13 protein-coding genes and 3 pseudogenes are annotated in these 19,962 nt (G+C 63.1%); 9 read left to right on the top strand and 7 right to left on the bottom strand.

All coding sequences use genetic code 11. The annotated features are described in order from the left end of the window. Positions 1-18: 18 nt before the first annotated feature. The 4 genes and pseudogenes from TU75_RS14520 to TU75_RS14510 form a co-directional block, all read right to left on the bottom strand. Positions 19-2,427 carry a glucose/quinate/shikimate family membrane-bound PQQ-dependent dehydrogenase gene (locus TU75_RS14520; protein ID WP_015372320.1) on the bottom strand — a complete coding sequence of 803 codons (2,409 nt, stop codon included), beginning with the start codon at positions 2,425-2,427 and terminating at the stop codon, positions 19-21. A 480-nt stretch (positions 2,428-2,907) separates the two neighbouring features. Further along, positions 2,908-3,423, bottom strand: a pseudogene (locus tag TU75_RS28580) (methyl-accepting chemotaxis protein); the annotation flags it as partial. 345 nt (positions 3,424-3,768) lie between these two features. Next, positions 3,769-4,851 (bottom strand): annotated as a pseudogene (locus TU75_RS28575) (cache domain-containing protein); the annotation flags it as partial. A gap of 141 nt (positions 4,852-4,992) precedes the next feature. Continuing rightward, a complete protein-coding gene (locus TU75_RS14510) occupies positions 4,993-5,883 on the bottom strand; it encodes a bestrophin family protein (RefSeq protein WP_060549309.1) in 891 nt (296 codons plus the stop codon). A gap of 261 nt (positions 5,884-6,144) precedes the next feature. Here TU75_RS14510 and TU75_RS14505 point away from each other — a divergent pair, with 261 nt between their 5' ends. Together TU75_RS14505 and TU75_RS14500 are read left to right on the top strand one after the other, a co-directional pair. Continuing rightward, the gene (locus TU75_RS14505; RefSeq protein ID WP_060549308.1) at positions 6,145-6,981 is read left to right on the top strand and encodes a hypothetical protein; all 837 of its coding nucleotides are present in this window, start codon (positions 6,145-6,147) and stop codon (positions 6,979-6,981) included. A 25-nt stretch (positions 6,982-7,006) separates the two neighbouring features. Beyond that, complete coding sequence (locus TU75_RS14500) at positions 7,007-8,065, top strand: GGDEF domain-containing protein (RefSeq protein WP_060549307.1); 1,059 nt, start codon at positions 7,007-7,009, stop codon at positions 8,063-8,065. 1 nt (position 8,066) lies between these two features. On the opposite strand, the gene TU75_RS14495 is transcribed toward TU75_RS14500, so the two are convergent. After that, positions 8,067-8,366, bottom strand: a complete 300-nt coding sequence (locus TU75_RS14495; protein WP_015372315.1) for an ArsR/SmtB family transcription factor — start codon at positions 8,364-8,366, stop codon at positions 8,067-8,069. Positions 8,367-8,459: 93 nt separating this feature from the next. On the opposite strand from TU75_RS14495, the gene TU75_RS14490 reads away from it, so the two are divergent. Next, complete coding sequence (locus TU75_RS14490; protein WP_060549306.1) at positions 8,460-9,551, top strand: NADH:flavin oxidoreductase/NADH oxidase; 1,092 nt, start codon at positions 8,460-8,462, stop codon at positions 9,549-9,551. 203 nt (positions 9,552-9,754) lie between these two features. Continuing rightward, positions 9,755-11,887, top strand: coding sequence for a TonB-dependent siderophore receptor (locus TU75_RS14485; RefSeq protein ID WP_060549305.1), 2,133 nt, complete (start codon positions 9,755-9,757; stop codon positions 11,885-11,887). Between the two features lie 213 nt (positions 11,888-12,100). Here TU75_RS14485 and TU75_RS14480 read toward each other — a convergent pair whose 3' ends face one another. Both TU75_RS14480 and TU75_RS14475 read right to left on the bottom strand, forming a co-directional pair. Then, complete coding sequence (locus TU75_RS14480) at positions 12,101-12,823, bottom strand: FadR/GntR family transcriptional regulator (protein ID WP_060549304.1); 723 nt, start codon at positions 12,821-12,823, stop codon at positions 12,101-12,103. 48 nt (positions 12,824-12,871) lie between these two features. Continuing rightward, on the bottom strand, positions 12,872-14,608 hold the full coding sequence (locus tag TU75_RS14475) for an IlvD/Edd family dehydratase (RefSeq protein ID WP_060549303.1): 1,737 nt from the start codon (positions 14,606-14,608) through the stop codon (positions 12,872-12,874). A 192-nt stretch (positions 14,609-14,800) separates the two neighbouring features. On the opposite strand from TU75_RS14475, the gene TU75_RS14470 reads away from it, so the two are divergent. The 5 genes and pseudogenes from TU75_RS14470 to TU75_RS14450 all read left to right on the top strand — a co-directional run. Further along, positions 14,801-16,123 carry an MFS transporter gene (locus TU75_RS14470; protein ID WP_060549302.1) on the top strand — a complete coding sequence of 441 codons (1,323 nt, stop codon included), beginning with the start codon at positions 14,801-14,803 and terminating at the stop codon, positions 16,121-16,123. Between the two features lie 15 nt (positions 16,124-16,138). Then, positions 16,139-17,131 (top strand): AraD1 family protein, encoded by a 993-nt coding sequence (gene araD1, locus TU75_RS14465; RefSeq protein ID WP_060549301.1) that lies wholly within the window; start codon positions 16,139-16,141, stop codon positions 17,129-17,131. A gap of 13 nt (positions 17,132-17,144) precedes the next feature. Further along, positions 17,145-18,725 carry an aldehyde dehydrogenase (NADP(+)) gene (locus tag TU75_RS14460; RefSeq protein ID WP_060549300.1) on the top strand — a complete coding sequence of 527 codons (1,581 nt, stop codon included), beginning with the start codon at positions 17,145-17,147 and terminating at the stop codon, positions 18,723-18,725. Between the two features lie 22 nt (positions 18,726-18,747). Then, positions 18,748-19,611 carry an SMP-30/gluconolactonase/LRE family protein gene (locus TU75_RS14455; protein WP_060549299.1) on the top strand — a complete coding sequence of 288 codons (864 nt, stop codon included), beginning with the start codon at positions 18,748-18,750 and terminating at the stop codon, positions 19,609-19,611. Positions 19,612-19,655: 44 nt separating this feature from the next. Then, positions 19,656-19,962, top strand: a pseudogene (locus TU75_RS14450) (arabinose ABC transporter substrate-binding protein); the annotation flags it as partial.

The raw sequence follows: 19,962 nt of genomic DNA, 5'->3' as shown, positions 1-19,962 counted from the left end.
CATCGCGCGCGGAGACGATCAGGGCAGGGCGTAGGCGATCACATAGTCGCCACGGTCGGTGGACTGGCGCGCGCCGCCGGCGGTGACCACGATGTACTGCTTGCCGGTTTTGGGCGAGACGTAGGTCATCGGGCCGCCCTGGCTGCCCACGGGCAGGCGGGCTTTCCAGACTTCGTCGCCGTTGCCGCTGTTGAAGGCGCGCAGGTAGAAGTCCTGGGTGCCGGCGATGAAGATCAGGCCGCCCTGGGTCGACAGCGTGCCACCCAGCGTAGGCAGGCCGATGTTGATCGGCAGGTGCATGCGGATGCCCAGGGGACCGGTGTCTTCAACCGTGCCGACCGGCACTTGCCAGGCGATTTTTTGCGTCTTCATGTCGATGGCCGTGAGGGTGCCGAACGGCGGCGCTTGGCACGGAATGCCGGCCACCGACAGGAAGCGGTTCTTGTTCACCGCATACGGCGTGCCCTTGAGCGGCACGGCGCCCATGCCGGTGTTCAATGCTTCACCACCGGAGGCGGCCAGGGCCTTGTTCTGCGACGGCACCATCTGGATCCACAGGCCCAGGCGCATGTCGTTGACGAAGATAAAACCGTGCACCGGGTCGGTGGAGAGGCTGCCCCAGTTCATGCCGCCGAGCGACCCCGGGAAGCTCAAGGATTTGTCGGTGCCCGGCGCGGTGTAGAGGCCGTCGTAGCGCATGCCTTTGAAGTCGATGCGGCACAGCAACTGGTCGTACGGCGTGGCGCCCCACATGTCCGATTCGCGCAGGGTTTGCGCGCCGATCTGCGGCATGCCGACGGATTTGGGCTGGGTTTTCGCATAGGGTTCGTTGGGAATGTTCGCGGCCTTGACCGGCACTTCCTGGACATCGGTGAGCGGCTTGCCGGTGGCGCGGTCAAGCACGTAGATCTGCCCGGCCTTGGTGCCGATCACCACCGCCGGCACGGCCTTGTCGCTGCCCGGCGGGGTGAAGTCGATCAGGCTTGGCTGCATGGGCAGGTCGAAATCCCAGAGGTCGTTGTGGACGGTCTGGTACACCCATTTTTCCGCGCCGGTGGAGGCGTCCAGCGCCAGCACCGATGCGCCGTACTTGTGATTGAGCGCGGTACGTTCCACGCCGTAGATGTCGGTGGACGAACTGCCCATGGGCAGGAAGACCGTGTTCATCAGCGGGTCATAGGACATCGGCGCCCAGCTGTTGGGCGTGCTGCGCACGTAGGTGCTGCCAGCGGCGGGTGCCTGTTTGTCTTCGGGGTTGCCCGGGTCGAAGGCCCAGCGCATCTGGCCGCTGATCACATCAAAACCACGGATCACGCCGCCGGGCATGTCGGTCTGCACGTTGTCCGCCACGCGGCCGCCCACTACCACGGTGGTGCCGGCGATCAATGGCGCCGAAGACAGTTGGTAGTAGCTGTCTGGCACATTGCCCAGGCCCGCCTTGAGGTCGACCTGGCCATGGCTGCCGAAGTCTTCGCAGAATTGGCCGGTGTCGGCATCCACGGCGATCAGGCGTGCGTCGATGGTGTTGGTCAGCAGACGGCGCTGGCACTGCGCGCCGGCGGGTACGCTGGCGGCGATGATCGGCGAGCTGCCCGGTTGGGTGGGCTGATTGAGCGGCGCGGTGGCGTCGAAATACGCCATGCCACGGCAACGCTGCCACACCGCCGATTGGGCGTTGACCTCGTTTTTCCACAGCTCCTTGCCGGTGTCGGCATCCAGCGCGATCAGGTTGTTGTGCGGTGTGCAGATGAACACCTTGTTGCCGATCTGCAGCGGCGTGAGCTGGTCTTCGGCGCCGTTGCCGTCGCTGATGGCCACGTCGCCGGTGCGGTAGGTCCAGGCCACCTTGAGCTTGTCGACGCTGTCGCGGTTGATCTGGTCCAGCGCGGCGAAGCGGCTGCCGCCTTCGGTGTTGCCGTAGTGGGCCCAGTCTTTCTGCGCTTCGGCCGCCACCACCGGCGTGACGCCAGGTCCCGCGCCGGTGGGGGCGACGCTTGGGTGGGCGACAAACATGTTGCCCGCTGCCACCGCCACGCCGACAGCCAACACGGCCGCCACGCCATAGGCGCCACGCGCTGGCCGGCCGGCCAGCAGCGGATACACCAGCGCCACCACCAGGCCGATCACGGCGAACATGAACAGCCGCGAGAACAGGGGCCAGAACACCAGGCCCACGTCCGCCACCGCCCAGATGGCCGTGCCGACAAGGAATGCGCCGAACAACCACGCGCCCGCCGTTTTGCGTTTGGCAACCAGCAACCCGGAAATCGCCATGGCCACGCCGCCGATCAGGAAGTACCAGGACCCACCCAGGCTGACCAGTTTGGCGCCGCCGACGGCAAGCGCAAGGCCGAGCAGGGCGATGATCACGCCCAGGCCCAGCAGGAAGAATCTAGAGACGCCAGCGGCGCGCGATGCTCGTTTCATGTCGAAAGGACTCGAGTGAGAGAGGGCAAGGCCGCGATTTTAGCAACATAAGTAACCAGTTAGTACATTATCGTCTCGCAATAGACTGTTACCGAGACTGCCACAGTCAATTGAGAGGGTTGTGGCGAGGCCTCACTGTGGCGAGCGGGTTTGCCCTAATGCCGTTCAGTTAAGGAAAATGCGTGGGCTTATTGTGGCGAGCGGGCTTGCCCCGCGTTGGGGTGCGAAGCGCCCCCCAATCCAGCAGAACGCGGTGTATCTGATACGGCTCAGCGCCTGGTTTTGGGGCTGCTGCGCAGCCCAACGCAGGACAAGCCTGCTCGCCACAGGGGAGTCTGCGCTTAACTGAACGGCATTGGGGCTCGCCACAACACAGGTGAGCCATTGCTTACACAGGTCAGATCGAACGTGCCCTGATGTTGCCGTGGAGCGTTTTTGGTGGGTTCTTGGCGTCCTCCAGTGCATCGCCACCCTGGCCGGTTAGACCTTGAAGCGTCCCACCAGCCCCTTGAGCTGCGCGGAAATATCCGTCAAGCGCCCCGAACCGGTCTGCGCCGAATGCGCAAAACCTTCGACCAACTGCGCATCGGCATGGATCTGCGCGATGTGGCGGTTGATGTCCTCGGCCACTTGGTGCTGTTCCTCTGCGGCAGTGGCGATCTGGGTGTTCTGGTCGCGGATCAAGTCCACCGAGCCACGGATCTTGTCGAAGCTGTCGCGGGCCTGCTGGATGCGTTCCACGCTGGTGTGGGACACCTGCAGGCTGCCCTGCATCTGCTGGGTCACTTCCTGGGTGCGGCGGGCGAGGTTGCCGAGCAGGCTGTCGATTTCACCGGTGGAGTCAGCCGTACGGCGCGCCAGGGCGCGGACTTCGTCGGCGACCACCGCAAAGCCACGGCCCTGGTCACCGGCGCGCGCGGCTTCGATGGCGGCGTTGAGCGCCAGCAGGTTGGTCTGTTCGGCAATCGAGCGGATGGTGTCGAGGATGGTGTTGATGTTCTGGCTGTCCTGCTCCAGCAGTTGCATGGTCTGCGTCGACTTCTGCAGGTCTTCGCTGAGCTTGAGCACGCTGCCGGTGGCTTCGCCGATATGCTGCTCGCCGGTGTGCACGTCGCGGTAGCCTTGGTCGGCGCTCGACGCTGCGGCGCTGCAGGAGCGTGCCACTTCGTTGGCAGTGGCCACCATCTCGTTGAACGCGGTGCTCACCAATTCCACCGCTTCACGCTGGCGACCGGCAGCCTGGTTGAGGTTGTTGGCCACATCGCTGGTGTCGGCGGCGGCGGTCTGCAGGTCGGCCGACGCATTGCCGATGCGCTGCACCAACTGCGCGATCATGCCCAGGAACTGGTTGAACCAACCGGCGAGACTGGCGGTTTCGTCCTTGCCCTGCACCTTGAGCTGGCGCGTGAGGTCGCCTTCACCTTCGGCGATTTCCTGCAGGCCGTCGGCGACGCCGCGAATCGGACGCACGATCACCCTGGCAAAACTGGCGCCGACGATGGCGAAGACAATCGCCAGCGCAGCAGCAATGGCGGCGATCAACCAGGTGAGACGGGTGGCATCGGCCATTACTTCGTCGCGCTTGATCAGGCCGATAAAGCGCCAGCCCAGGTCTTTGGAGCTGACCACGTTGGCCATGTAGGGCACGCCGTCGATGTCGATCTGGGTCACGCCGTCGCCGCGCTTGGACAGTTCAGCGTAGTTGGGGCCCAGCTCGGCCAGGGGCTTGAAGTTGTGCTTGGCATCGCTGGGGTCGACCAGCACGTTGCCACTGGCTTCGACCAGCATCAGGTAGCCGCTGTCGCCCAGCTTGATGTTGCGCACCAGTTCGGTGAGCTGCTTGAGCGACACGTCCAGGCCAACCACGCCAAGCACTTTGCCTGCGGCATCGGCGACGGTGCGCACGGTGCCGATCAGTACCACATCGTCCGGCGCCCAATAATAGGCGCCCGTGCGCACGGTGGTGCCGGGCGCGGCGATGGCGGCCTGGTACCAGGGACGCAGGCGCGGGTCGTAGTTGCTGATCTTGGGGTCATCCGGCCAACTGGCGTAGCCGCCGTCGCTCAGGCCCAGGGACAGATAGGCGGTGCTGGGATGGCTTTTGGCGAACTGATCGAAAATCGCCAGCAGTTCCTGATTGGTCGCGGTCAGCGGGAGTTTCGCGGCATCGGCGCCAACATAGCTCTTGAGGTCTTTGGCCGTGACCACGCGCGGGTCCTTGGCCACGTAATCGACGTTCTGGGTGATGCCGTCGAAGAACTGCTTCATGCCATTGTCGATCTGACGGATTTCCCGACCGCTGCTGTCGAGGAAATTGGCCTTGGCCCCCTCGCGCGCATTGAGAACGACCAACACCGCGACGAGGATCACCGGCACGCACGCGATAGCCGCGAACGCCCAGGTCAGCTTCTGCTTGATATTCATGACTTCACCCGCGGATATTTATAGTTTTGGCAAGGGGAAACGCTAGCGCTGAATGTCGCATGGGCTGTTTTGAGGGGGAATTGCCATGCGTACCCCCGGTTTATCGACCGAGGGGGCATTCACTTGAGGGGCAGAGGGCGATCAGCCGATGGTGGTGTCGGCGAGGGTGTCACGGCGCATCGATTGCAGGTTTTTCTCGATGGTTTCGCAGATCGCTTCCATCTGGATCTGGTGTTCGCTGGAGCGGAACGGGCTTTGCAGGTCGGTGCCGATGCGTTCGATGGCCAGCAGCATGAAGCCCACCACGGTGGAGGCCAGCGGCGTGAACCAGCCCAGGGATTCCACCAGGCCTACCGGCACGATCAGGCAGAACAGCGAGATGAACAGCCGTGGAAAGTACACGTAGGGGTAGGGCAGTGGCGTATTGGCGATGCGTTCCATGCCACCCTGGGCGTTGGAGAGATCGACCAGCGTCGATTCGATCCGCGCCAGGCGAATGCTGTCCAGATGCCCGGCCTTGTATTCGCGCGACAGGATCGCCGCAGAGCCGGTGAGAATGTCGTTGGCAAAGTTGTTGGTGGCGCCATTGCGCGCGAACTCTTCGGCGGGAATGAACGCACGGACCTCGTTTGGGCAGGGTTGGCCCCTGAGGTGCGCGGCCAGGCAGTTCACGTAGGCCACATGCCGACGCAACAAGGTGGATTTGATCGGGTTCACTTCACTGTCGGGATCGTCAAGCAGGGTCAGCACCTGACGCGCGAAGCTGCGCGAGTTGTTGACCATCGCCCCCCACAGGGTGCGTGCTTCCCACCAGCGGTTGTAGGCACTGCTGTTACGAAAGCTGATCAGCACGATCAACGCCGAACCCAGCAGCGTGAGCGGCATCAGCGGCAGGTTGACCTTGGCGTTGAGGAACAGCATGAAGTCCACCGTCACGGCGATATCCCACAACAACAGCCAGAACAGGGACCAGCCCACGTAGCCCATGGTCTTGATGATCAGGCGGTATTTTTTGAGGATGGCGGCTTTCAAATGGGGACCTCGCAGCGGGGCGGTGAACGACTATGCTCTAGCTCGGACGCCAGCTTGCCGGGAAGGTTCGGCGCGGGACTGAAACGGTTAAGCCGCCCGGCTGTTGCGGAACAATTTTGGTAACGACGCGGTCCGCTTGTTTAATCGCTATAGATTGCGCTCAAGGCAAAACGCCATTATCGGTACTGCAATTGAGATCAGTGCATCCAAGTTGTTTGATCAGGGCTTTTTCTCATGTGTGGCAGTTCTTTGAAGTTGGCGATGGAAGAATCGGTGCAAACGTTTGAGCAACATGTGAAACTTGAGGCGTGCATCCGTATTCATTACAAGATGTTGCTGGAGACCTATTCAAAAAGAGCGTTTTTCTATAAGACGGCGTTGAAGTTCAATCGTTTGATGGTGTCGTTTACCTTATTGAGTACTTATTTTTCCAAACCGGAGCCGCTTCTTTCCGAGGTGAAAGAGTTTTGTGTGGCACGCGGCTTTTCTTCCCGAAACAGCCTTGAGTCGATATTCCTGCTGTTTCGCGCATTGGGGTTCATGCAGGTGGCGGGGCATCCGGATGACAGCCGTCTGCGGGTATTCGGACCGTCGCCCCAGGCCTGTCAGGAGGTCAGGTCGCTGCTTCGGTCGGTGGTGGAACCGACGCAGATGATGTGTCCCGGGCAGGGCATTTTTGCGGGCGTGGGGCAGTTGGATGATCACGCCTACCTGTCCCGTTATTTCAAGGGGTATGCGACGCTGCTCGACAATGATCTGTCGATTGATCTATTGCTGCCCGATTGTTATTGGCTGCTCAAGCGCGATGGCGGGCATATGTTAATGCTGGCGATTTATAACGATGCCTGTGCGCAGGATAATTCGGGCGCAAGTTTCCGCGTGTCTTCGTATTTGTCGATCGCCGAGCAACTGTCGGTCTCCAAGACCCATGTCATTCGCCTGGTTCAGGAAGGTGCCGATCGGGGGTATTTCAAGGTTCATTCCAAAACCCAACTGGAAGTGTTGCCGCCCTTTATATATCTGGTCCGCCGTTTCATGGCGTATTCATTTGCCACTTGCTTGCACAGTCTTAAACTGAGTCATGCCAAACGCACGTAGACCGCCAGCGCACAGGGAGTGAAAGATGCCGAATAACGTGAAACTCAGGCCGCGCATGCAACGTCTGTTGTCGCCGGCGGTGACCCAGGCCGAACTGATCGGCATCATCGCCTGGCTGGGCGTGTTGCTGGCCGGGCCGCTGAAGGCGTCCGGCGTGCCGGAGGGACTGGTCACGCTGGGTCTGCTGCTAGTGTGCGGATGCCACCGCGTGGTCACCAACTTTTTCGCCTGGCGGGTGCTGGGCGTGGTGTACATGGTGTTGCTGTGCGTTGGTTTCTTTCACGTGATCGGCGCCAACCTGGAACTGCGGGTATTTGCCTTGCCGCTGGCGGTGACCCTGGTGGTCAGCAGTGCGCTGCTGTTTATCTCGGTACAGGACTTTTTGATCTGCGCGGCGCTGGTGTGGGCGGTGATGTGGCCAATCCTCTCAGAATCGTTTTACGAGGGCGCGCAGGTCTACCTGTTCATCTTTTGCGCCGCATCGGTGTCGATCGGTTTCATCCTGAGTTTTTCCTACCTGAAGAACCTGCGGTCCGTGCTGCTGGTGGAAAGCGAGTTTCGCGTGCTTGCGCAGACGGACTACCTCACCTCCATTCTCAACCGGCGCGCGCTGATGGAAAGTTTCGCCAAGTTGATAGCCGCAGGGGAGAGCGGCTATTTTCTGATGCTGGACATTGACAGTTTCAAGCTCAAGAACGACCAGTTCGGCCACGATGTCGGCGACAGGATTTTGTGCGCCATGGCCGATTGCCTCAAGGCCACCCCTGGGAGCCACAGTTTCGGCCGCATCGGCGGTGAGGAGTTCGGCGTGTTGCTGGTGGGGGATGACCCTTCAGTGGCCAGTGCGTTTGCGTTGCGCCTGTTGCACAACATTCGCGGCAGCGTTGCGCCGCCCCATCACTACACGTGCAGCGCAGGCATGACCGGCTTCGCGGCGGGGGATGATGTGTCGACGGTGCTCAAAAATGCAGACCGCAACCTGTATATGGCCAAGCGCAACGGCAAGGACTGCGTCTACCTGGACGGCGCCCCGGTACAGGCGCAGTGCAGCGACGCGGACAATCGCGTGATCACCAGGGCCTGACTCAGCCCTGGGCCAGAATGCTCGCCAGCAGCCCGGGAAAGCGCGTTTCCAGTTCATCGCGGCGCAGCGAGTTCATGTGGGTAGTGCCGACGCTGCGGGTGTGTACCAGGCCGGCGTCACGCAACACGCGGAAGTGGTGGGACATGCTCGACTTGGGCCGCCCGCCGTCCAGTTCGCCGCAGGAGGCCTCGGGAACCCCGGCCAGGCAGCGCACGATATCCAGGCGCACGGGGTCACTCAGGGCATACAGCAGGCGCTCGAGTGTGAGGTCTTGCACGGCGGGGTGTTTGAAGGCTCGCATGGCGGCGGATCATAACAGGGGGGTAGCGCCGAATACCATAGTTCGATTACCATCGAACTATCGAATTACCCACTTCGCTTCTGGAGTTTCCCGATGTCTGCACTGTTCGAACCGTTCACGCTCAAGGATGTGACACTGCGCAATCGCATTGCGATCCCTCCCATGTGCCAATACAGCGCCGATGACGGCATGGTTAACGATTGGCATCACGTGCACCTGGCCAGCATGGCCCGTGGCGGCGCCGGGTTGCTGGTGGTTGAAGCCACCGCAGTCTCGCCGGAAGGGCGCATCACGCCGGGCTGCGCCGGTATCTGGAGCGATGCGCACGCGCAGGCTTTCGTGCCGATGGTCAAGGCGATCAAGGCCGCTGGTGCCGTGCCGGGCATCCAGATTGCCCACGCCGGCCGCAAAGCCAGCGCCAACCGCCCGTGGGAAGGCGATGACCACATGCCGCCCTCCGACGCGCGCAGCTGGGAAACCATCGCGCCGTCGGCGATTGCCTTTGGTGCCAACTTGCCCAACGTTCCGCGCGCCATGACCCTGGACGACATCGCCCGCGTCAAGCAGGACTTTGTCGACGCCGCGCGCCGCGCCCGTGACGCCGGCTTTGAGTGGATCGAGCTGCACTTCGCCCACGGTTACCTGGGCCAGAGCTTTTTCTCCGAGCATTCCAACCAGCGTACCGACGCCTACGGCGGCAGCTTCGACAATCGCAGCCGTTTCCTTCTGGAAACCCTGGCCGCCGTGCGCGAAGTCTGGCCGGAAAACTTGCCACTGACCGCGCGTTTCGGCGTGATCGAGTACGACGGTCGCGACGAGCAGACCCTCACCGAATCCATCGAACTGGCCCGCCGCTTCAAGGCTGGTGGCCTGGATTTGCTCAGCGTCAGCGTGGGTTTCACCATTCCTGACACCCACATTCCATGGGGCCCGGCCTTTCTTGGCCCAGTGGCCGAGCGCGTACGCCGCGAAGCCGGTATTCCTGTGACCTCTGCCTGGGGCTTCGGCATGCCGCACTTGGCCGAAGCGGCCTTGCAAAATGGTCAGTTGGACCTGGTCTCGGTAGGCCGCGCGCACCTGGCCGATCCGCACTGGGCGTACTTTGCCGCCAAGGAGCTGGGTGTGGAAAACGCCTCGTGGACCTTGCCGGCGCCATACGCGCATTGGCTTGAGCGTTATCGCTGAGGCGAGCTGCACCGCTGCATGAGCCACTCGATCGAGTGGCTTTTTTTTGCGCGGATTTTCTTTGGTAGAACCTTTGATACAAAGTGGACACTCGAAAAATAACAAATGAGAATTCATATCAAACGAGAATGCGTTGATATACCATGCGCCTCGAAATTGGCAGGGATGCCGCCCCATCTGGCTCTTTTACTAGGTTCGTATTCATGCGTCGTACCCTGATTTCCATCTGTGTGCTTCAGGCGTTTTCCCCGTTCACCTGGGCAGAGGAGGCTCCCGCCGACAAGGCCAGTATCGAGCTGCAGGCCACCAATGTGACTGGCGCCGCCGACTACGAAACCGCACAGGGGCCGGTCAAGGGCTACCGCGCCACCCGCTCGGCCAGTGCGACGCGAACCGACACCTCGATTCATGAAACCCCGCAGTCCATCAGCGTGGTGCCCAAGGATGTGGTCGAAGACATCGGCGCCACGCGCCTGCAGGAAGCCCTTGACTACGCCGGCGGCGTGGGTCGGGCCAACAACTTTGGCGGTCAGGGCCTCACCAGTTTCACCGTGCGCGGCTTTACCACCGCCGAGTTCTACCGCAACGGTTTCCCGATCAACCGTGGCTACCCGGCCATGCCGGACGCCAACACCATCGAACGCCTCGAAGTGCTGCGCGGGCCAGCGACCATGCTCTACGGGCGCGGCGATCCCGGCGGCACCTTCAACGTGGTGTCCAAGCAACCCTTGCCCGAGCGTACCGTCACCTTGGGCAGCCAGCTCGATGACCAGGGCATGAAGCGCGGCACCCTCGATGCGTCTGGCCCGCTGGATGACGATGGCCGCCTGGCCTATCGACTCAACGTGGTGGGCGAGGGCGGTGATACCTTCCGCGACCATGTCTCCACCGAACGTTATGGCGTGGCCCCGGTGCTGACCTGGCAGGCCAACGACGCCACCAAGGTGATTTTCGAAGGCGACTTCATCCGCAACAACCACCCGCTGGATCGCGGCCTGACCCGCTTCGCCAACCAGCGCAGCACGCCGTCACGCGACACCTTCTGGGGCGAAAAGTACGCCGGCGACCTGCACAACGACAACAACATGGCCCAACTGCGTTTCGAGCACATGCTCAACGACAACTGGACCCTCGGCGGCGGAGTCCAGTGGCTGGACGGCACCATGAAGGGCGACGGCGTGGAGGCGAACAACCCCACCAGCCTGGGCGCCGACGGCCGCACCCTGCAACGCAACTTCAACTACCGCAAGCTGGAATGGACCGACCAGGACTACCAGCTCAACCTGACCGGGCACTTCTCCACCGGCGGTTTCGAGCACACCCTGCTGACCGGTGTGGAATACGAAGACTACGACTACAAGTCAATCATCCAGCGTTCCAGCGCGGAGGCGGGCACGTTCCCCATCGATATCTTCAACCCGGTCTACGGCCAGCCGCGTCCGGCGCTGACCCGCACCCCCACCCACGACAAGGAAAACCTCAAGACCTACGCCGCGTTCGTCCAGGACCAGGTGGCGTTGACCGAACGCCTGCGCGTGTTGGCCGGCGCACGTTTCGAGCGTTTCGAGCATCAGTACACGTCCTATGTGCCGGGCGTGAAACCCTGGGATGCGGCCGACAACGCCGTCACTCCACGGGTCGGCATCATGTACGACCTGACCGACACCGTCGCCCTTTACGCCGATGCCGCGCGTTCGTTCAAGCCCAACACCGGGGCCAGCCGCCTGGGTGGCGGGTTCGATCCGGAGCAGGGCAAGTCCTATGAGATGGGCGTCAAGTGGGAGGCGCTGGAGCAGTTGAGCGTCGACGCGGCGATCTACCAGATCGAGAAGAAAAACGTGCAGGGCACCGACCCGCTCGACTCAGCCTTCAACGTCGCGACGGGCCAGGTGCGCAGCCGCGGGTTCGACCTGAACGTGGCCGGCAACCTGACCCAGGAGTGGCGGGTGATCGGCGGCTATGCCTACGTGGATGCCGCCGTTACCAAGGACACCACGGTGCGCACCGGCACGCGCCTGGCCAACATTCCGCGCAACAGCTTCAGCCTGCTCAACGTGTATGAGTTCCAGGACGGCACGCTCAAGGGGCTGGGTCTTGGCGCAGGCGGAAAGTACGTCGCCGAACGTGCCGGGCAGACCAGCAACTCGACGTTCACCATGGGGTCCTACACCGTGGTTGACCTGCTCGGTTACTACAAGGTCAATGACAAGGTCAGGCTGAACCTGGACGTGAAGAACCTGTTCAACCGTGAGTACGAAGAGGGTTCGTTCCTGAACTTCTATGCGTATCCGGGTGAGCCACGCACCGTGCAGGTGGGAATCTCCTACACCCTCTGACCCTTATCTCCATGACGCGCGGGCTTATTGTGGCAAGTAGGCTTGCTGTGGCGAGCGGGCTTGCCCCGCGTTGGGGTGCGAAGCGCCCCCAATCAAGGAAAACGCGGTGTACCTGATACGGCTCAGCGCCTGGTTTTGGGGCTGCTGCTCAGCCCAACGCAGGACAAGCCTGCTCGCCACGAAAACCCTGTTCCCACAGGGCCGGGAGCCAGTCTAAAGCGGCGTCAACACGTTCATCACCGTATCCAGCGCCACGCGGGTGTCATCCAGTTGCACCAGCGAGGCGTGCCGCGCGCCGAGGGCGTCGCGGTTCTGGATCGCGGTGAGGATTGCCTTGTGCCGGGGCAGGCTCAGGCCCTGGATATCCGGGCGGCGGTTGGTGATGTTGATCGATTCGCGCAACGGCAGCGACAGCATGTTGCACATGTAGGCAAGCAGGTCGTTACGCGTGGCGTCGGCGATGGCGCGGTGGAAATCCAGGTCGGCCTGCAGCAGTTCGTCGTGGGTTTTCGCGGTTTCCATGCCCTGGTAGGCCTGCTCGATGCCGGCGATGTCTTCGTCGGTGGCAGTGGTCGCGGCCATCGCGGCGATTTCCGGTTCGAGGATGCGCCGCACGCCGGCCAGCGTGTTGAAAAACTCACTGTGGGGCGTGGACTGCATCAACCAGGACAACACGTCCGGGTCGAGCAGGTGCCACTTCAGCCGGGGTCGCACCACCGCGCCCACCCGTGGTTTGGAATACACCAGGCCCTTGGCACTCAGCACCCGGGTGGCCTCGCGCAGGACCGAGCGGCTGACCCTGTATTCCTCGCACAGCGTGGCTTCCATGGGCAGCCGCTCTTCGGGCTTGAAGCGACCGGAGACGATGTGCATGCCCAAGTCCTGAACGATCTGGGCATGCATGCTTTTGCGCGGCTTGGGCGGCTGGTGATCCATAACGACAGGCAGGCTCTGGCTTAGATTCGGCGCATCATAACATCCCGATTAATGGGAGTGCCGTGGGACTTCCGCACCGCGGCAACCCACCAGAAAGTCGAAGTCGCAGCCCTGGTCCGCCTGCAGCACATGGTCGATGTACAGCTGGCGATAGCCGCCGACGATCAGGTTCTGCGCAGGCTTGAGGTCGGCCATGCGCGCCGCCAGTTCGGCGTCGGAGATGTCCAGGTGCAGGCGGCCATTGGCGCAGTCCAGTTCGATCCAGTCACCTTCCTGCACCGTGGCCAGCGGCCCGCCCGCAGCGGCTTCAGGAGCCACGTGCAACACCACCGTGCCGTACGCGGTGCCGCTCATGCGTGCATCGGAAATACGCACCATGTCCGTCACACCCTGGGCCAGCAGCTTGGCCGGCAAGCCCATGTTGCCCACCTCGGCCATGCCCGGATAACCCTTGGGCCCGCAGTTCTTCATCACCAGGATCGAGTTGGCATCCACGTCCAGTTCCGGGTCGTTGATGCGCGCCTTGTACATGTCGAAGTTCTCGAACACCACCGCGCGGCCGCGATGTTGCATCAGCTCGGCACTCGCCGCCGAGGGCTTGAGCACCGCACCCAGCGGCGCCAGGTTGCCGCGCAGCACGCAAATGCCGCCGTCGGCGCGGATTGGGTTGCCGAGGGTGCGGATCACCTCGTCCTGGCCGTAGATCGGCGAGTCCTTGGTGTTCTCGCCCAGGGACTTGCCGTTGACGGTCAGCGCGTTCGGGTGCGGGATCAGATTGGCTTCACCCAGGCGGCGCAGCACCGCCGGCAGGCCGCCGGCGTAATAGAACTCTTCCATCAGGAAGCGGCCCGAGGGCTGCAGGTCGACAATGGTCGGCATGCCCCGGCCGATGCGGGTCCAGTCGTCCAGGTCGAGTTCGACACCGATGCGCCCGGCAATGGCCTTCAAGTGGATCACCGCGTTGGTCGAACCGCCGATGGCCGCGTTCACGCGGATCGCGTTCTCGAACGCCTCTTTGGTGAGGATCTTCGACAGCCGCAAGTCTTCGCGCACCATCTCCACCGCGCGCATGCCGGACATGTGCGCCAGTACATAACGTCGCGCATCCACCGCCGGGATCGCCGCGTTGTGCGGCAGCGACGTGCCCAGCGCCTCGGCCATGCAGGCCATGGTCGAAGCGGTGCCCATGGTGTTGCAGGTGCCTGCCGAACGCGACATGCCGGCTTCGGCCGCGAGGAAATCATCCAGGGTAATGGTGCCGGCCTTGACCTGTTCACTGAGCTGCCACACCACGGTGCCCGAACCGATGTCCTGACCCTTGTGCTTGCCGTTGAGCATCGGCCCGCCGGTAACCACGATGGCCGGCACGTCACAACTGGCGGCGCCCATCAGCAGCGCCGGGGTGGTCTTGTCGCAGCCGGTCAGCAGCACCACGCCGTCAATCGGGTTGCCGCGAATGGCTTCTTCCACGTCCATGCTCGCCAGGTTGCGGGTCAGCATGGCGGTGGGGCGCAGGTTGGATTCGCCGTTGGAGAACACCGGGAACTCCACCGGGAAGCCGCCGGCCTCGATCACGCCGCGCTTGACGTGCTCGGCAATCTGGCGGAAATGCGCGTTGCACGGGGTCAGCTCCGACCAGGTATTGCAGATACCGATGATCGGCTTGCCATGGAACTGATGGTCGGCGATGCCCTGATTCTTCATCCAGCTGCGGTACATGAAGCCGTTCTTGTCGGCGGTACCAAACCACTGGGCGGAGCGTAGGCCGGGCTTTTTGTCAGGCATGATCGATTCTCTTATTGTATGACTATATGTTCTATCTGCGGCTAAACATAAGCGCAAATTCACAGCTTTGGAAGTGTTGTTTTGTAAATAGTCCTACTATATAGTCAGCTTCAATTGAGGTATGACCCTGGCGTTTTTTCGCCAGAGGCGTCCCCGAGCTTCTATAAGAACAACAAACGGAGATCGACCCCCATGAGCCAGGAACTGCGGCTTATTCGGCGCATCACGCTGAAACTGATTCCCTTTCTGATCCTGCTGTACCTGATCGCTTACGTGGACCGTTCCGCCGTGGGTTTTGCCAAGCTGCACATGGGCGCCGACGTGGGCATCGGCGACGCGGCCTACGGCCTGGGCGCGGGGCTGTTCTTCATTGGCTACTTCCTGTTCGAGATTCCCAGCAACCTGATGCTCGACCGCTTCGGCGCGCGGCGCTGGTTCGCGCGCATCATGATTACCTGGGGTGCCATCACCATCGGCATGGCCTTCGTGCAAGGCCCGCACAGCTTCTACGTGATGCGCTTTCTGCTCGGCGCGGCGGAGGCGGGGTTCTTTCCCGGAGTGCTTTACTACATCACCCAGTGGTTCCCGGTGCGCCATCGCGGCAAGATCCTCGGGCTGTTCATCCTGTCCCAGCCGATTGCGATGATGATCACCGGCCCCGTGTCCGGCGGTCTGCTCGGCATGGACGGCATCCTCGGCCTGCACGGCTGGCAATGGCTGTTCATCGTGATCGGCACCCCGGCGCTCCTGCTCACCTGGCCGGTGCTGCGCTACCTGCCGGACGGCCCGCATCAGGTCAAGTGGATGAGCGAGGACGAAAAAGCCTGGCTCAGCGGCGAGCTGGCCAAAGACCTGCAAGCCTACGGCCAGACCCGTCACGGCAACCCGTTGCATGCCCTCAAGGACGCGCGCGTGCTGCTGCTGGCGCTGTTCTACCTGCCTGTGACCCTGAGCATCTACGGCCTGGGCCTGTGGCTGCCGACCCTGATCAAGCAGTTCGGCGGCAGCGACCTCACCACCGGCTTTATCTCCGCCGTGCCCTATCTATTCGGCATCATCGGCCTGCTGCTCATACCGCGCAGCTCCGACCGACTCAATGATCGCTACGGTCACCTCGCCGTGCTCTACGTGTTGGGCGCCATCGGCCTGTTCTTCAGCGCCTGGCTGAGTGCGCCCGTGTTGCAGATGGCCGCGCTGTGCCTGGCGGCGTTCGCGATGTTTTCCTGCACGGCGGTGTTCTGGACCTTGCCCGGGCGGTTCTTTGCCGGCGCCAGTGCGGCGGCGGGCATTGCGCTGATCAACTCGGTGGGCAACCTCGGTGGCTACATCGGCCCGTTCGTGATCGGCGCGCTGAAGGAATACACCGGTAATCTGGCGTCGGGCCTGTACTTTTTGTCTGCGGTGATGCTGTTCGGGCTGGTGCTGACTCTGGTGGTCTATCGTCTGCTCGAACGCCGACATGTACTGCCTGTCGACCAGTTCGCCGCCAGCGCCCGTGGCGCCACACGTACTTAACTCAGGAGAATTCACATGCGTTTAGTCCAGTTCGAATTGCACAACGGTGAGCGTCGTGTCGGCGTTGTCGACGGCGACACCTTGCGTGAAGTGCAGGGCGCCCACAGCGTGCGCGACTTGGCCCTGGCGGCCATCGACGCAGGCGTGGGCCTGGCGCAGCAGGTCGAGCGCCTGGGCCTGGGCGACAGCCACGACTACCCGGCACTGCTCGCCGACCTGAAGGTCCTGCCGCCGCTGGACCACCCGGACCCGGCGCATATGCTGATCAGCGGCACCGGCCTGACCCACCTGGGCAGTGCCTCGGCGCGCGACAAGATGCACCAGCAGGCCGGCGACGAAGGTGCGATGACCGACACCATGCGCATTTTCAAATGGGGCGTGGAGGGCGGCAAACCCGCAGCCGGTCAGGCGGGCGTGCAACCGGAGTGGTTCTACAAGGGCGACGGCAGCACCGTGGTGCGCCCGGGCGAAGCCTTCCCGGTGCCGCCGTTTGCCGAAGACGCCGGTGAAGAACCGGAGATCGGTGGCCTGTATGTCATCGGTCCCGACAGCAAGCCATATCGCCTCGGGTTTGCGGTGGGTAACGAGTTCTCCGACCACATCATGGAGCGCAAGAACTACCTTTACCTGGCCCATTCCAAACTGCGCAGTTGCAGCTACGGCCCGGAGTTGCGCGTGGGCGAACTGCCCCAGCATCTGGCCGGCACCAGCCGCATTCTGCGCAACGGTGAAGAAATCTGGCGGAACGAATTCCTCAGCGGCGAGGCCAATATGTGCCACAGCCTGGAAAATCTTGAATACCACCACTTCAAGTATCGCCAGTTCCTCAAGCCCGGCGACGTGCACATTCATTTCTTCGGCACCGCCACGCTGTCATTCGCCGACGGTATACGTACCCAGGCCGGCGATGTGTTCGAGATCAGCCAGGCCGAATTCGGCGCGCCGCTGGTCAACCGTGTCGGCAGCAGCGCTGCGGCCTTCGAACCCGGCAACGTCATCACCCTTTAAAGGAGACCTCACCATGACCCAGTACCTCGGCCACAACTACATCGGCGGCCAGCGCAGCGCCAACGGCAGCGTCAAGCTGCACAGCGTCGACGCGACCACCGGCGAGGCCTTGCCCCAGGATTTCTACCAGGCCACCCCCGAGGAGGTCGACGCCGCCGCCCAAGCCGCCGCCCAGGCTTACCCGGCTTACCGTGCCTTGAGCGCCGCACGCCGCGCGCAGTTCCTCGATGCGATCGCCGATGAGCTGGATGGGCTGAGCGACAACTTCATCGAGCTGGTAAGCCGCGAAACCGCACTGCCGGCCGCGCGTATCAAGGGTGAGCGCGGGCGTACCAGCGGCCAGATGCGCCTGTTCGCCACGGTGCTGCGCCGGGGCGACTTCTATGGTGCGCGAATCGACAAGGCACTGCCGGACCGTCAGCCCATGCCGCGCCCGGACCTGCGCCAATACCGCATCGGCCTTGGCCCGGTCGCGGTGTTCGGGGCGAGCAACTTTCCGCTGGCATTCTCCACCGCCGGCGGCGACACCGCCGCGGCGCTGGCCGCCGGTTGCCCGGTAGTATTCAAGGCCCACAGCGGCCACATGGCCACGGCCGAGCAGGTCGCCAATGCGATCATCCGTGCGGCCGAGGCCACCGAGATGCCGGCCGGTGTGTTCAATATGATCTTCGGCGGCGGTGTCGGCGAAGCGTTGGTCAAGCACCCGGCGATCCAGGCTGTGGGCTTTACCGGCTCGCTCAAGGGCGGCCGCGCACTGTGCGACATGGCGGCGGCGCGCCCGCAACCGATCCCGGTGTTTGCCGAGATGTCGAGCATCAACCCGGTGATCGTGCTGCCCCAGGCACTCGCGGCCCGCGCTGACACCGTTGCCCGCGACCTCACTGCCTCGGTGGTGCAGGGGTGCGGCCAGTTCTGCACCAACCCGGGCCTGGTGATCGGCATTGCGTCGCCGGCCTTTACCGCGTTCACCCAGCAGGTGGCGCAATTGATCGGCGAACAACCGGCGCAAACCATGCTCAATGCCGGCACCCTGGGCAGCTATGGCAAAGGCCTGGAAAAGCTCCTGGCGCATCCTGGCATCCACCACTTGGCGGGCACTGCTCAGTCCGGTAACCAGGCACAGCCGCAACTGTTCAAGGCCGACGCGAGCCTGCTGATCGATGGCGATGAAGTGCTGCAGGAAGAAGTGTTCGGCCCGACTACCGTATTCGTCGAGGTCGCTGACCAGGCGCAACTCAGCGCTGCCCTGCACGGCCTGCACGGTCAACTCACCGCGACGGTGATCGGCGAGCCGGCCGACCTGCAACAGTTCGCCGAACTCACGCCACTGCTGGAGCAGAAAGTCGGGCGCATCCTGCTCAATGGCTACCCGACCGGCGTGGAAGTCTGCGACTCGATGGTGCACGGCGGCCCGTACCCGGCGACGTCCGATGCCCGTGGCACCTCGGTGGGCACCCTGGCGATCGACCGCTTCCTGCGCCCGGTGTGTTTCCAGAACTACCCCGACAGCCTGCTGCCCGACGCGCTGAAGAATGCCAACCCGCTGCGTATCCAGCGGCTGGTGGACGGCACGCCGTCGCGCGAGGCGCTGTAAACAACCCGGATCAGGAGGCGTCATGTCGTTAATCGCCGTAACCCCGCACCGCGCGCAGTTGGGCGAGGGGCCGTTCTGGGATGCGCCCACCCAGGCGCTGTACTGGGTGAATATCGCCGGCAAACAGGCGCTGCGCCTGATGGGCGGGCAACTGCAAGTGTGGCAATTGCCCGAGCACGTTTCGGCGTTTATCCCGTGCGCAAGCGGTGACGCGCTGGTGACCTTGAGCAGTGGCGTGTATCGCCTTGACCTGGTCACCGAAGCGCTGACCCTGCTGTGCGTGGCCGACCCGCAGGCGGGCAACCGTGGCAATGAAGCGCGCTGCGATGCCCAGGGCCGGCTGTGGCTGGGCACCATGCAGAACAACATCGGCGAGCAAGGTGAAGACCTGCCCATCACCCGACGGTCCGGCGGGCTGTTTCGCATCGACGCCGATGCGACGGTCACGCCGTTGCTGAGCGGGCTGGGCATTCCCAACACCTTGCTGTGGAGCGACGACGGTCGTCAGGTGCATTTTGGCGACAGCCTGGACGCCACGCTGTATCAGCACGGTATCCAGGCGGACGGTCAGCTTGATCCGGCGCAGCTGTGGTTCGGCCCGCACGCGCGGGGCGGGCCTGACGGCTCGGCCATGGACGCCGAGGGGTATATCTGGAACGCCCGTTGGGACGGCAGTTGCCTGCTGCGTCTGACGCCTGCCGGGGAGGTCGATCGTATCGTCGAGCTGCCCGTCAGCCGCCCCACCAGTTGCGTGTTCGGCGGGCCGGATCTCACCACGCTTTACATCACCAGTGCCGCCAGCCCCTTGGGCCATCCGCTGGATGGCGCGGTGCTGGCCATGGAGGTCGACGTGCCAGGCAAACCCTGTCACCGCTTTGCCGGATAAACCTTTAAAACGAACATTCAAAAACAACAACAAGGAGTCACCCTATGAATCGTCGTCGTGGTTTGCGTTCCCTCTGCTGCGCCGCTGTCGCGGTGTCGGCCATGAGCCTGAGCGGCCTGCTGCTGGCCGCTGAAGAAGTAAAAATCGGCTTCCTGGTCAAACAGGCCGAAGAACCCTGGTTCCAGACCGAATGGGCCTTCGCCGAAAAAGCCGGCAAGGAACACGGCTTCACCGTGATCAAGATCGCCGTGCCCGATGGCGAGAAAACCCTGTCGGCCATCGACAGCCTCGCCGCCAACGGCGCCAAGGGCTTTGTGATCTGCCCGCCGGATGTATCCCTCGGCCCGGCCA

The sequence above is a fragment of the Pseudomonas poae genome, from assembly GCF_001439785.1.
Classification (GTDB): Bacteria; Pseudomonadota; Gammaproteobacteria; order Pseudomonadales; family Pseudomonadaceae; genus Aquipseudomonas; species Aquipseudomonas poae.
The sequence above is the reverse complement of the archived record's forward strand: the minus strand, read 5'-3'. Positions and strand labels throughout refer to the sequence as shown.

Coding starts and splice junctions, on each gene's coding strand:
- TU75_RS14500 (WP_060549307.1), top strand. CDS start 7,007: ATGCCGAATAACGTGAAACTCAGGCCGCGCATGCAACGTCTGTTGTCG.
- TU75_RS14460 (WP_060549300.1), top strand. CDS start 17,145: ATGACCCAGTACCTCGGCCACAACTACATCGGCGGCCAGCGCAGCGCC.
- TU75_RS14495 (WP_015372315.1), bottom strand. CDS start 8,366: ATGCGAGCCTTCAAACACCCCGCCGTGCAAGACCTCACACTCGAGCGC.
- TU75_RS14485 (WP_060549305.1), top strand. CDS start 9,755: ATGCGTCGTACCCTGATTTCCATCTGTGTGCTTCAGGCGTTTTCCCCG.
- TU75_RS14470 (WP_060549302.1), top strand. CDS start 14,801: ATGAGCCAGGAACTGCGGCTTATTCGGCGCATCACGCTGAAACTGATT.
- araD1 (WP_060549301.1), top strand. CDS start 16,139: ATGCGTTTAGTCCAGTTCGAATTGCACAACGGTGAGCGTCGTGTCGGC.
- TU75_RS14455 (WP_060549299.1), top strand. CDS start 18,748: ATGTCGTTAATCGCCGTAACCCCGCACCGCGCGCAGTTGGGCGAGGGG.
- TU75_RS14505 (WP_060549308.1), top strand. CDS start 6,145: ATGGAAGAATCGGTGCAAACGTTTGAGCAACATGTGAAACTTGAGGCG.
- TU75_RS14520 (WP_015372320.1), bottom strand. CDS start 2,427: ATGAAACGAGCATCGCGCGCCGCTGGCGTCTCTAGATTCTTCCTGCTG.
- TU75_RS14490 (WP_060549306.1), top strand. CDS start 8,460: ATGTCTGCACTGTTCGAACCGTTCACGCTCAAGGATGTGACACTGCGC.
- TU75_RS14475 (WP_060549303.1), bottom strand. CDS start 14,608: ATGCCTGACAAAAAGCCCGGCCTACGCTCCGCCCAGTGGTTTGGTACC.
- TU75_RS14480 (WP_060549304.1), bottom strand. CDS start 12,823: ATGGATCACCAGCCGCCCAAGCCGCGCAAAAGCATGCATGCCCAGATC.